This window comes from Oceaniserpentilla sp. 4NH20-0058 (assembly GCF_040371755.1).
Taxonomy (GTDB): domain Bacteria; phylum Pseudomonadota; class Gammaproteobacteria; order Pseudomonadales; family Oceanobacteraceae; genus Bermanella.
The window spans coordinates 398,655-411,505 of the sequence record NZ_BAABWE010000001.1 but is presented as its reverse complement, the minus strand read 5'-3'; the positions used below and the strand labels follow the sequence as shown (position 1 = coordinate 411,505).

Genomic DNA, 12,851 nt, shown 5'->3' with positions numbered 1-12,851 from the left:
TCTTTTAGTGTATTTATGCTTGCCAGTGCATTTTCGTATTCAGATGTGAATATTACCTCTCAACTGGATTACGAAGGCACAGGGTATGTTGAAAATAGCAAAATAGATGAGTCAAATTCAACGAGTTTTAATCACTCGTTAAGTTTCAATACGGAAATCTATTCAGAAATAGCAGATGGTCAGTCTGTTACGTTTAAACCGTTTTTTCGTTGGGATGAAAACGATGACGAACGTACTCATGGCGATATCCGTGAGCTGATATGGCACAAAGTTGCTGATACATATGAGCTTAAAGCAGGTATAGGAAAAGTATTCTGGGGGGTGACAGAGTCACAGCATCTGGTTGATATTATTAATCAAACAGATGGTGTTGAAAGCTTAGATGGTGAGCAAAAACTGGGTCAACCTATGGTTCAGCTGTTGCTGGAACGTGACTGGGGTAACTTAGATTTATTTGTTTTACCTTTTCATCGTGAACGTACTTTTGTAGGCAAGGAAGGACGTTTAGGTGCTGGGCTTGATTATGCTGATGGGATATATGAAAGCAGCGAGGAAGAGCGCCATATTGACGTTGCTGCTCGCTTTTATACCTATATTGATGAATTTGAGTATGCTGTATCGTTGTTTCATGGTACAAGCCGAGAAGCTGCCGTTGGGTTTGACCTCATCCAAAATAAATTATTGCCATATTATCCGGAAATTACCCAGCTGGGTGTTGAGATGCAATACCTAGCAGAAGGGTGGGCTTGGAAGTTTGAAGGGATTGTTCGAGACGGTATGCCTGAAAGCTCGCTCAATGGCTTTCCTGTGGTATTTGATGGGATTAATCTTTCCGTCGCGGAATCGGATGAATACTTTGCTACCACAGCGGGATTTGAGTATACCCAAGTGGGCATTTGGGATACTCGTATTGATCTTGGTTGGGTTGTAGAGCACATCTATGATTCAAGGTCGTCTGATGTGAGTCCAACTACGTTTGATAATGAAGTCTTGCTAGCAACACGCTGGGCAGCCAATGATGCTGAATCATCTATTTTATTGGCTGGTGTATTGTTGGATGAAAAAGAGGGTGATTATAGCTTGAGCGTAGAAGGCAGTACCCGCGTACTGCAAAATATGACAATGGCTATAGAAGCCCGCATTTTTAGTCCTAATGAAGATAGTCAATTATGGGCTTTTCGCGATGAAGACTTTATTAAATTGACGTTTTCATACTATCTTTAATTGGTTTTTACTGGTTATGCTTGCTCTAGTTGCAAGCATAGCCCTTCTAAATATGAATAATTGCGATATGTAAGTTTATTTCTCATGTCGTGTACCATTACTTGACATGATTTTGAGTTAAACGTATGTTTCAAACAGTTGTTTGTTTGGACGCGCTACATGACACAAGTTGATACAGTAACAAGAATTCTTGATGCAGCAGAAGCCCTGTTTGCAGAGCGCGGCTTTGCAGAAACCTCTCTACGTAGTATTACCACCCGCGCGGATGTGAATTTAGCAGCTGTGAATTATCATTTTGGTTCTAAGAAAGCGCTGATTCAAGCTGTGTTCTCTCGTTTTCTTGGGCCATTTTATAAATTGGTTGAGGCCAGTCTTGATAATCATGAAAAAACACAACCAGACACGGTTTTGTCCATAGAAGATATTTTGCATTTTGTGGCCCACGCCATGACTGCAGTATCAAAAGGGGACCGCAGTAAGCTAACCATTTTTATGCGTCTACTTGGTCTTGCTTATAATCAAGGTCAGGGACATTTACGTAAATTCCTTCAGCGCGAATACCGCAGTTTGTTTCGTCGAGTAATGGCTTTAGTGACTAAGGCTACACCAGATTTAGATCCAATGGAGCGTTTTTGGCGTTTCCACTTCATGCTTGGCTCGGCCGCTTTTACCTTGTCTAGCATGGAACACCTAATGGCCATTGTTGAGGATGACCTAAGCATTAAATGTACAGAAGAAGACGTCGTTGGCTATCTTCTGCCTTTCCTTGCAGCAGGTATTCGGGCAAAGTAACCCTTTGTGGTTAATTGACGGGTTTTACTGTGCGGCATTTGCACATCTCCATATCAAAACAAGTATTAACGGCCTATGAAAATAAGGCCGTGGCTTTTGTTTTTTCTATTTCTAGTGCTTTAAACGGTACGGGTTGCGAGCAAGGTTCGGGTAAAACCCCCTTGGGTGCTCATTATATTCGTGCAAAAATTGGTCAGGGTGAACCCGTTAATTCTGTATTTGTTGGTCGTCGTACCACTGGCGAAGTTTATAGTGCCGCGCTTGCTTCACAGTTTCCTAATCGAGACTGGATTTTAAGCCGGATTATGTGGCTATGTGGCACAGAGTTGGGGGTAAATCGTTTAGGTTCTGTGGATTCAATGGCTCGATATATTTATATTCACGGTACGCCTGATTCAGAACCCATGGGAGTTGCTAAAAGCCATGGGTGTATCCGTATGCGTAATGAAGATGTGATTATGTTGTTTGATTGGGTGCCCAAAGGCTGCCCAGTGATGATCGAGGAATAAATGCCTGTTACATTCATAACTGATATTCAAGGTCCCGCTTTAACTAATCAGGAAAAAATCTGGTTAAAAGATGAATACTTAGGCGGTTTGATTTTATTTACTCGCCACTTTCAAAATAAAGCTCAATTGGTTTCTCTGATCAGTGAAATCAAAGCTATAAACCCTAAAGTTTTAATAACGGTGGATCACGAAGGTGGGCGAGTTCAGCGCTTTCGTGAGGGCTTTACTCAAGTACCTGCCATGGGGAAAATTGGCGCATTATATGAGCACGACAAACCTAAAGCGCAGACTCTAGCTAAGGCCGCTGCCATTGTTCTTGCCTATGAATTATTAGAAGTAGGGATAGATCTTACTTATGCTCCGGTTTTAGATATTAATTACCAGCGTAATACGGTTATTGGTGATCGAGGTTTTTCCGGCAAGAAAGAAATTGTGCAGGATTTAGCGAGTTACTTCATGCAAGGTCTAAAAGAAGTAGGTTTTGCAGTGGTAGGTAAGCATTTTCCTGGCCATGGTTGGGTCGATTTAGATAGCCATGTTGCCTGTCCTGTGGATGCAAGAACATTGGAAGAAATTCAACAGCAAGATTTGCAGCCTTTTAAAATGTTACTACCTAATATTGATTGGATGATGCCCGCTCATGTGGTGTATGAAAAAGTTGATTCAGAAACTGCGGGTTTTTCGGCGTATTGGTTGCAAACGGTTCTGCGTGGCGAATTAGGTTTTAATGGTCGGATCGTAAGCGATGATCTAAGCATGCAGGGTGCTGCAATAAAAGGGGGCTACAAAGCCCGTGCAATTGCAGCAATGGACGCAGGATGCGATATCTTATTAGCGTGTAATCATCCACAAGCATCCACTGAAATTTTAGGTGCCTTGGGCGAATTAAATGAATCACCTTTGAATCTTGATGAGTATCGACCCCGTGTTGAATTAAGTGAATTGACACTTATATATATGGATGCACTAGCGAAATTGAGTGAGTTGAAATAAAAATGCCTGAGTTATCAGATTTAGTTCAATTGTTAGAATTTTGGTGGGTAAAGTCGATCGTTACTTTAGTGATTGGCTTGATTGCGTATTTCATCTCATTGTTTGTGATTAACCAGTTAAAAATTAAGGCCAGTTATACTCGTAATCTATTTGATGATGCTGTGATAGGTGCACTAGAGGCGCCGATTAACTATGGTGTCATGCTGTGTACGATTGGTTATATATTGCATATTGCACAAGTGGAATTTGCCATTCAAATTCTTCCAAAACCCTACCATATATATGTCGTTTCAATTTCTGTGTTGTTTGCTTGGTTTGTCCTGCGGTTAATTCGCATACGAGAACATCAAATATTAAAAGGTAAAGTTGAAACTAAAGCAGACCAAACCACTATTAGCGCAATATTTAAATTGTTACGTATTAGTGTGGTGGTGGTTACCTGCTTGGTGGTGTTTCAAACACTGGGCGTGTCGGTAAGCGGTATTATTGCGTTTGGTGGTGTGGGTGGGGCTGCGGTAGCGTTTGCAGCAAAAGATATGCTAGCAAACTTTTTTGGTGGCTTAATGGTGTATTTAGATAAACCATTTGCTGTAGGTGACTGGGTTCGCTCACCGGATCAAAATATTGAAGGTACTGTGGAAAATATAGGCTGGCGCGTCACTCGTATTCGTACATTTGATAAGCGCCCTTTATATGTACCGAATTCTGTTTTTACTCAGATTAGTATTGAGAATCCATCTCGTATGAGTCATCGCCGAATCTATGAAACCATAGGCGTTCGTTATGCTGATTTCTCTCAAGTAGAGGCAATCTGTAATGATGTGAAAGCACTACTTAAACAACACGTGGACATTGATGATTCACAAACCATGATGGTGAATTTCAATCGTTTTGCAGATTCATCTCTCGAATTTTTTATATATTGTTTTACCCATACCACCCATTGGCAAACGTATCATGCAATTAAGCAAGATGTATTACTAAAAATAGGTGAAATTATCCTTAGTCACGGTGCTGAAATTGCCTTTCCAAGTCAAAGTATTTATGTCGAAAATACTAATCCAGTGACCCAAGCCCAAAGTGAAGTTGAGAATATCCAAAAATGAGCAGTACTTTAATCGGTATCATTGGTGGTACAGGGTTAACCCAATATCCTGGCCTTAAAGTGTTAAAAGAAGAAAAAATTGAAACAGAATTGGGCACAACCAGCGCCCCTTTAGTTTATGCTGAGTTAGCTGGGAAACCTGTTGTGTTTCTGGCTCGTCATGGGCATCCGCATACTCTCCCGCCCCATAAAGTAAACTATCGTGCAAATATATTGGCGTTAAAACAAGCTGGTGTGACAGAGATTATTGCGGTTAATGCAGTGGGTGGTATCAGTGAAGAGATGGGTGCACAAGCTATATGTGTGCCTGATCAGATTGTTGATTATACTCATGGTCGTGAAGATACATTCTTTGATGGTGTATTTAAACCTTTAGACCATATTGATTTTACTTACCCTTATGATGCTGTTTTAACTGAAAAGTTAGTGAACGCTGCAATCAGAGAAAATGTGGTTGTTCAGCATGGTGGCGTTTACGCAGCAACCCAAGGGCCAAGGCTTGAAACAAAAGCTGAAATTATTCGCCTGGAAAAAGACGGTTGCGATGTGGTGGGTATGACAGGGATGCCAGAGGCAGTATTAGCTCGGGAATTAGCAATCCCTTATGCATGTTTAGCGTTAGTAGTGAATAAAGCAGCAGGCAAAAGTGAAGGGCTTATCACTATGGATGATATTCACGCTGCACTTGAAAGTGGTATTCAAAAAGTGCAGATGATTATTCACAATTATTTAAAAAATACAGATTAGATAGCTGATACAACCGTTATTTTAATAGTTTCATTAAGTTGCCTAAAGTCGAATATTCAACGCAGAATTTAAAGAAGGTGTTTGCTTATCTTCTGGACTTTCTTGGGTTTCGACTTCTACTTTTTCCAGTGGGTGCTCCACTGGGATAATACGGATAATAGCCCCAAGTAATGGATGGTCGAGGTAGTGCATTTCTTTACTTCGCATACGACTGCTTTGTTCAAAGCTAATCACTTCAGAAGTCGATACAGCTCGGCTAGGTAAAAACTGCAAATCAATTGTACTGTGCAGGTAGCGAGAAACATGCAGATGGAATAGGCCTTTAACTTGGGCTGTTCCTAGGTGTAACTGTGAGCTTTCAAAATAAATTGGCAGACTGTGGGCTTGCTCATAAACAGGTTGCTGCCATTGTACGTTATACAAGATAGGTTGATTAACAGGATCAAGCTTGGACATTTTTTCAGCCCAGTCTTGATCTATGGTTTGTTCGGTAAAAGCAAGGTTGTTTGTGTTTTCATGGTGTAGGGCTAATGTAGCATTCATACCTGAATTTGATAGTGCGAATGCTTCATCATTTTTAAGCTTGATGATGTCAGCCATGTCTAATGGAAGTGGCGTGAACTTAAATGATTCATCAAGTTTAAGGTCGGCTTTTTGCTGGAAAAGCGTAAAGTTTACCTGATACCAACGGGCTTTTTTAACTTTTGCTTGTTCATCTTCAGCCAAACTCATTTGGCATACGATTAAAGCAGCTATAAAAATAATAATCTTATTCATGATGTACTCGGTTGAGATAATAGGTCTAGCACATTATTAATGGTGTCAAAACGTGCCTGTGCATCTGGCATGTCAAAAATAAACTTAAATGCGGTAGAGCCATCAAGTTTGTAGCTGGCTGGCTTGGTTTGTACCATACGAACCATGGTGTAAGGGTCGATGCTTGTTTCTGAGCCGAATTCCATTCGTCCTTGGATATCTCCAGCATCTAACTTCACTATACCTAGTTTGGCAAGTTTGAATTTAAGTTCTGTCACTTGGAACAAGTATTTGACTTGTTGAGGTAGTAATCCAAAACGGTCGATCATTTCAACTTGTAAGTCTTTCAGTTCATGTTTGTCTTTTGCATTGGCGATACGTTTATACAAAATAAGTCGGTTATGAACATCGGGTAAATAATCATCAGGTATGAGTGCAGGAATACGTAAATTGATTTCGGCTTGCGTTTGAGTTGGATTATCTAGGCTTAACTCTTTGCCGGCTTTGATGGCTTCTACTGCACGATCTAATAGTTCCATATACAAGCTAAAGCCAACGTTGTGTATATGACCGCTTTGCTCTTCTCCAAGTAATTCACCAGCACCACGAATTTCTAAGTCATGGGTGGCTAGCATGAATCCAGCACCTAAATCTTGAGCGTTACTGATGGCATCTAAACGTTTTTCAGCATCTTTTGTTACCTTCTTCTCTTGTGGTGCCAGAAGATAGGCATAGGCCTGATGGTGGCTGCGACCGACACGACCACGCAGTTGATGCAGCTGGGCAAGGCCGAATTTGTCAGCGCGTTCAATTATAATGGTGTTTGCGTTGGGAACATCAATACCGGTTTCAATAATGGTGGTACACATTAATACGTTAAAACGCTTATGGTAAAAATCCCCCATAACCGATTCTAACTCGCGCTCAGACATTTGTCCGTGAGCGACTCCTATACGTGCTTCGGGAATTAATTTAGCCAAATCTTCAGCGGCTTTATTGATGGTTTTAACTTCATTATGTAAAAAATACACTTGTCCGCCACGAAGTATTTCCCTTAATACCGCTTCTTTAATTTGATGCTCATCCCAAATTTTAACAAAGGTCTTAACTGCTAAGCGTCGTGCAGGAGGGGTAGCAATGATGGATAAATCTCGTACTCCCGACATGGCCATATTAAGGGTTCGCGGAATAGGGGTGGCGGTCATGGTTAGAATGTCCACTTCCGCTCTTAATGCTTTCACCTTTTCTTTTTGCTGAACACCAAAGCGATGCTCTTCATCAATAATGAGCAAGCCAAGATCTTTATACTTTACATCCCCTTGGAGTAATTTATGGGTGCCTACAACGATGTCTGCGCTACCGTCTTCTAAGGCTGCGATGGATTTTGTTTTGGCTTGGCCGGTTTTAAATCGAGACAGGCTTTCAACTTTTATTGGCCAATCAGCAAATCGGTCTCGAAATGTTTCATAATGCTGTTGTGCTAACAAAGTGGTAGGTACTAAAACAGCCACTTGTTTGCCGTTTTGTATGGCCAAAAACGCTGCCCGTAATGCTACTTCGGTTTTACCAAATCCTACATCACCACAGACTAAGCGATCCATTGGGTTGGGTTTCATCATGTCGGTAATAACGGCGTTAATAGCGGTTTTTTGATCGACGGTTTCTTCAAATGGAAAGTCGGATTTGAATATTTCGTAATCATCTCGGGGGAAGGAGAATGCATGGCCAGGTTTGGCTTCTCGTTTTGCGTAAACCTCTAGCAGTTCAGCGGCTGTGTCACGGATTTTTTCTAGTGCTTTACGCCTTTGAGCGGACCACTTTTCAGTACCTAATTTATGCAGCGGTGCCATATCAGTGTCTGCGCCGCTATAACGACTGATCAAATGCAGTGAGGAAACAGGTACATATAGTTTTGCTTGATCTGCGTATTCAAGCATTACAAATTCTGTGGCATCCCCGTCAACCTCGATAGTTTGCATGCCGCGATAACGACCTACACCGTGGTCAATATGTACCACAGCTGCTCCCATGGTTAACTCGGTAAGATTGCGAATGACGTTTTCGCTTTGATCTTTTTCTTGTTTTTGCCTACGACTTTGGCGAATGCGCTCACCAAAAAGGGCGTTTTCACTTATTAACCAAGCGTTTATTTGATTACTAAAAAAGCTATCTTCAATGGGTGCGGTGGTGATGGCAAATTCAAATTCATGTTCTAAAAGGTCGTGCCATGAATCGATAATTTGAGGGGTAATATTGATCCGTTCAAGCAACTCAAGAAGAGCCTCACGGCGCCCAGCACTTTCTACACAAAAGACAACGGCTTCATTGTTTTCCATTAAAAAGTTTTCAAGGGAAACCAATGGGTTATCTAGTTTGTGATTAACTTGCAAAGACGGTAATACGGGCAGCGAAAAGTTCTCATGTCCTTGCTGCTCGTTAATGGCTGTATCGCAAGTTTTGATGCGTCCATATAGCTTAAACTGGGCAAATGTTTGGTTGTCGTTTAGATAGATTTGATTTGGTGGAAGTACCGGATGTCGTATGTCGTGTCGGCGTTCTTCGTATCGGTTTTCTACATCTTTCCAGTTGTGCTGTAAGCTTTTTTCAAGGTCGTGATTAAATATTAGTTGGCTATTTTGAGGTAGGTAATCGAATAATGTGGCTGTTTCATCAAAGAACAGTGGTAAATAATATTCAATACCACCAGGGGCGATTTGCTTGGTGACATCGGTGTATAAAGGTGACTCTTTTGGATCGCACTCAAAGAAATCAAACCAGCGTTGCTTAAAGCAGCGTATGCCTGACTTATCTAGCGGTACTTCTTTAGCTGGCAGTAATTCAATTTGGTCAGTGGTTTCCGTTGAACGCTGGGTTTCTGGGTTAAACCAGCGAATACTCTCTACTTCATCATCAAACAGTTCTATGCGAAATGGTTGATCTGAACCCATTGGGAAGATGTCCAAAATGGCACCACGAATACAAAATTCGCCATGCTCAAAAACACCATCAACAGACTGGTAGCCCGCACTGATTAAATTTAATTTAAGTTGATCGAGTTCTAAGGTTTGGCCAACTTTAACGGTGAAACTGTGGCCTAAAATATAATTTACAGGTGGTAGTCTTAATTGTAGCGATAGAGCAGGTATTACTAAAATACTGTGTTTGCTGATTGGAAGTTTTGCCAGTGTACTTAGTCGTTCACTTATTATGTCTTGATGAGGTGAAAAGTAGTCATACGGTAGAGTTTCCCAATCGGGCAGGTTGAATACGGTGCCTTCAAAAAAATAACGTATTTCTTCCGTCAAGCGTTGGCTTTGGCTGCTGTTATTCGCTACAACTACGGTCAGGCCGTCAAATGCACTGGCAGCATTGGCTATGGTATGAGCCAAATGGGTGCCTTGGGTGTTGCCCCATGAAATAATGTTGCCGATTTTACCTGGCAGAGAGGGGGTCGCCATGACGTTCCTTTGTTACTAAATTAAAATAGGCCGCTAGTGTACTGAAAGCTTTGATCGGTGTTAAGGTTTGCTGCTTGTGTCTGGTCGAAATTACACAATGATGGGTAATCTTTGTACAGTGGGTGGTGTGGGGTTATTTAAACTGCCTAAGTGATTGAGATTGGTACTCTTTATGGGCATAATACCGCACAATTTTTTTGCCTAAGTACGAGGGTGTACCTGTGAGCCAAGACGTTCGTGAAGCTAGCTTGACTGATTGGACTATGCGTGAAGAAACCGCAGAATCCATGATTCCTTTGATTGGTGGTTTGTACCGTAAAAACAATGTTGTATTGTCTGTTTATGGTCGTGCCATTATCAATCGCTCTGTTATTGATATTTTAAAAGCGCATCGCTTTGTTCGTCAGGTAGAAAAAGAAGAGCTATCTGTATTAGAAACGTTCCCTGTGCTTAAAGCTTTAATTGATTTAAATGTTAATGCGTGTCATATCGATATTGGTAAAATGGCAGTTAACTTCCGTAAGGAAGGCAATGGTGCGTCTGTTGAAGAATTTGTTAAAGCTCAATTAGAACAAATGACAGTCAATGCATCTGATACACCAGCTGGTAAAGATGTGGTTCTTTATGGTTTTGGTCGTATTGGTCGTTTGTTGGCTCGTATCATGGTTGAAAAAGCCGGTAGCGGTCAGGGTATGCGTCTTCGTGCTATCGTTGTTCGTAAAGGTAAGGGTAACGACTTAGTTAAGCGTGCCAGTTTATTGCGTCGTGACTCTATTCATGGCTCTTTTAAAGGTACCATTCAGGTTGATGAAGAAAATAGTGCATTAATCGTAAACGGTACTTACATTAAAATCATTTACGCTAACAGCCCATCTGAAATTGATTACACTCAGTTTGGAATCAACGATGCGTTATTGATCGATAATACCGGTGTTTGGCGTGATGCAGATGGTCTTGGTTTACACGCAGCATGTAATGGTATTGATCGCGTTGTATTGACGGCACCTGGTAAAGGGGATATCAAAAATATCGTATACGGCGTTAACGATGGCGATATTACTCCAGAAGATACGATTCTTTCGGCTGCTTCTTGTACAACTAACGCCATTACGCCAGTACTTAAAGCGCTTAATGATGCATACGGTGTTGAGTGTGGTCACGTTGAAACAGTTCACTCTTATACAAATGATCAAAATTTGATTGATAATTACCATAAAGGTGATCGTCGTGGCCGTGCAGCGGCACTAAACATGGTTATCACTGAAACTGGTGCGGCTAGCGCAGTAGCAAAAGCCCTTCCTGAATTGGCTGGTAAGCTAACGGGTAATGCTATTCGTGTTCCGACTCCAAATGTATCGATGGCGATTCTTTCTTTAACTTTAAATAAAGAAGTAAGCCGTGATGACTTAAATGCATATTTGCGTGATGCATCACTGCACTCTGGTCTGCAAAAACAAATTGATTATGTTGCTAGTCCAGAAGTGGTATCGAGCGACTTTGTTGGTAATCGTTGTGCAGGTATTGTGGACGGTGAAGCGACAATCGTAAGTGGTAATCGCGTTAACGTTTATGTTTGGTATGACAATGAATATGGTTATAGCTGTCAGGTTGTTCGTATTGCGCAGCAACTTTGCGGTGTAAATTACCCTGCATACCCAGCGCTAAGTAAATAAAATATAAACCGCTGATATAGTCAGCGGTTTTTGTGTGTGTAATTTTTAAGCATACTAGGCGACTATGGCTATACTTACACCCAATTGCTTAGGGTTGTTCAAAAGTTATCGCTAGTCACCTAGTATTGACATGATTATACTAGCGAGCAGTTTTAGTAGAGCGTTTACTTAATGTAACTGTTTGAATAATAAGCAAAAAGCGGGCATCGTTCGATGCGAACGCTAACAGAATTTTTCGAAACTGTGATTAGGCAAGGCATATGATCAATATCAAGAAGGGTCTTGACCTGCCAATAGCTGGGAAGCCGGAGCAAGCCATTACCAAAGGTAATGCGATTTCTCGGGTAGCATTGGTGGGTTTCGACTATGTGGGCATGAAGCCTACCATGCTTGTGCAGGTAGGGGACAAAGTCAAAAAAGGGCAGGCGCTCTTTACCGACAAAAAAAATGAAGGGGTACAGTTTACTGCACCAGCTTCAGGTACGATCGTAGAGATCAATCGTGGCAGTCGCCGCGTATTTGAATCTTTAGTGATTGAAGTGGAAGGTAATGATGAACTAACGTTTAATCGTTATAGCGCAAGCGAACTTTCTGGGCTATCGCGTGAACAAGTTGAATCACAGCTGGTTGAATCCGGTATGTGGACGGCAATTCGTACACGTCCATACTCTAAAGCCCCAGCGCTTGGCAGTGAGCCAAGTTCTATTTTCGTCGCTACTATCGATACAAACCCATTGGCAGCAGATCCTTCAGTGGTGATTGCTGAGCAAAAAGAAGCGTTCTCTAATGGTTTAGCTGTATTGTCTTGTTTAGCTAAAAAAGTATTTGTTACTAAAGCACCTGAAGCAACGGTTCCTGCTGGAAAGGCTCAGGTAGTGGATGTAACTGGACCGCACCCTGCGGGTTTAGTCGGCACAGCAATTCATAACTTAGACCCTGTAAGTGCAAATAAAACGGTTTGGCATGTTGGTTATCAAGATGTAATTGCCATTGGCCACTTGTTTGTTGAAGGCTCTATTTATACTGATCGAGTTGTTGCTTTGGCTGGTCCTCAAGTTAAACAACCACGTTTAGTTAGGACTCAAGTAGGTGCAAGCCTTACCGAACTTACCGCAAACGAATTAAATGATGCTGACAATCGCATTATTTCTGGTTCTGTTTTTGGTGGTTCAACGGCCGCTGGGACTACGGCGTATTTGGGGCGCTTTGCGAATCAAATATCGGTACTTGAAGAAGGGCGCGCGCGTCAGATTCTTCATTATTTACGTGCCGGTGTTGATAAGCATTCAGTAAAAAATATCTACCTTTCTAAATTATTACCTAATAAATTGCTGAACTTTACTACCTCAACTAGTGGTAGTGAGCGTGCAATGGTGCCAATTGGTGCCTACGAGAAAATAATGCCGTTAGATATTTTGCCTACCCAATTGCTGCGTGCATTGATCGTAGAAGATATGGATTCTGTCATCAGTTTAGGTGGCCTAGAATTAGACGAAGAAGATTTAGCCCTATGTACTTATGTTTGCTCTGGTAAATATGAATATGGCCCAATTCTTCGCGGTAACCTAGATCGTATTGAGAAAGAGGCATAATC

The 12,851-nt window shown here is 41.5% G+C and carries 10 protein-coding genes; 8 read left to right on the top strand and 2 right to left on the bottom strand.

Annotation, left to right across the window (positions count from 1 at the left end; genetic code table 11):
* Positions 1-15: 15 nt before the first annotated feature.
* From ABWV45_RS01880 to ABWV45_RS01855, 6 genes are all read left to right on the top strand, one after another.
* Positions 16-1,224, top strand: coding sequence for a hypothetical protein (locus ABWV45_RS01880; protein WP_353348111.1), 1,209 nt, complete (start codon positions 16-18; stop codon positions 1,222-1,224).
* Between the two features lie 159 nt (positions 1,225-1,383).
* Complete coding sequence (locus ABWV45_RS01875; RefSeq protein ID WP_353348110.1) at positions 1,384-2,016, top strand: TetR/AcrR family transcriptional regulator; 633 nt, start codon at positions 1,384-1,386, stop codon at positions 2,014-2,016.
* A gap of 29 nt (positions 2,017-2,045) precedes the next feature.
* On the top strand, positions 2,046-2,525 hold the full coding sequence (locus tag ABWV45_RS01870) for a L,D-transpeptidase family protein (protein ID WP_353348108.1): 480 nt from the start codon (positions 2,046-2,048) through the stop codon (positions 2,523-2,525).
* Complete coding sequence (gene nagZ, locus ABWV45_RS01865) at positions 2,526-3,518, top strand: beta-N-acetylhexosaminidase (RefSeq protein WP_353348106.1); 993 nt, start codon at positions 2,526-2,528, stop codon at positions 3,516-3,518. It begins immediately after the preceding gene.
* Between the two features lie 2 nt (positions 3,519-3,520).
* Positions 3,521-4,624 carry a mechanosensitive ion channel family protein gene (locus ABWV45_RS01860; RefSeq protein WP_353348104.1) on the top strand — a complete coding sequence of 368 codons (1,104 nt, stop codon included), beginning with the start codon at positions 3,521-3,523 and terminating at the stop codon, positions 4,622-4,624.
* A complete protein-coding gene (locus ABWV45_RS01855; protein ID WP_353348102.1) occupies positions 4,621-5,370 on the top strand; it encodes an S-methyl-5'-thioinosine phosphorylase in 750 nt (249 codons plus the stop codon). The genes ABWV45_RS01860 and ABWV45_RS01855 overlap by 4 nt, the downstream gene beginning before the upstream one ends.
* Positions 5,371-5,412: 42 nt before the next feature.
* Here the strand turns inward: ABWV45_RS01855 and ABWV45_RS01850 are convergent, their stop codons facing one another.
* Together ABWV45_RS01850 and mfd are read right to left on the bottom strand one after the other, a co-directional pair.
* Complete coding sequence (locus ABWV45_RS01850; protein ID WP_353348100.1) at positions 5,413-6,147, bottom strand: CsiV family protein; 735 nt, start codon at positions 6,145-6,147, stop codon at positions 5,413-5,415.
* Complete coding sequence (mfd, locus tag ABWV45_RS01845; protein WP_353348098.1) at positions 6,144-9,584, bottom strand: transcription-repair coupling factor; 3,441 nt, start codon at positions 9,582-9,584, stop codon at positions 6,144-6,146. Before mfd ends, ABWV45_RS01850 begins: the two co-directional genes overlap by 4 nt.
* Before the next feature lie 221 nt (positions 9,585-9,805).
* On the opposite strand from mfd, the gene ABWV45_RS01840 reads away from it, so the two are divergent.
* Positions 9,806-11,257: a glyceraldehyde-3-phosphate dehydrogenase gene (locus ABWV45_RS01840; protein WP_353348096.1), complete on the top strand. Its 1,452-nt coding sequence runs from the start codon at positions 9,806-9,808 to the stop codon at positions 11,255-11,257.
* 260 nt (positions 11,258-11,517) lie between these two features.
* Positions 11,518-12,849, top strand: a complete 1,332-nt coding sequence (locus ABWV45_RS01835) for a Na(+)-translocating NADH-quinone reductase subunit A (protein WP_353348094.1) — start codon at positions 11,518-11,520, stop codon at positions 12,847-12,849.
* Positions 12,850-12,851: the final 2 nt, after the last annotated feature.

What these genes read in the sequence shown, in the direction of transcription:
- ABWV45_RS01880 (WP_353348111.1), top strand. Translation starts at nt 16, where the DNA reads ATGCTTGCCAGTGCATTTTCGTATTCAGATGTGAATATTACCTCTCAA.
- ABWV45_RS01875 (WP_353348110.1), top strand. Translation starts at nt 1,384, where the DNA reads ATGACACAAGTTGATACAGTAACAAGAATTCTTGATGCAGCAGAAGCC.
- nagZ (WP_353348106.1), top strand. Translation starts at nt 2,526, where the DNA reads ATGCCTGTTACATTCATAACTGATATTCAAGGTCCCGCTTTAACTAAT.
- ABWV45_RS01860 (WP_353348104.1), top strand. Translation starts at nt 3,521, where the DNA reads ATGCCTGAGTTATCAGATTTAGTTCAATTGTTAGAATTTTGGTGGGTA.
- ABWV45_RS01855 (WP_353348102.1), top strand. Translation starts at nt 4,621, where the DNA reads ATGAGCAGTACTTTAATCGGTATCATTGGTGGTACAGGGTTAACCCAA.
- ABWV45_RS01850 (WP_353348100.1), bottom strand. Translation starts at nt 6,147, where the DNA reads ATGAATAAGATTATTATTTTTATAGCTGCTTTAATCGTATGCCAAATG.
- mfd (WP_353348098.1), bottom strand. Translation starts at nt 9,584, where the DNA reads ATGGCGACCCCCTCTCTGCCAGGTAAAATCGGCAACATTATTTCATGG.
- ABWV45_RS01835 (WP_353348094.1), top strand. Translation starts at nt 11,518, where the DNA reads ATGATCAATATCAAGAAGGGTCTTGACCTGCCAATAGCTGGGAAGCCG.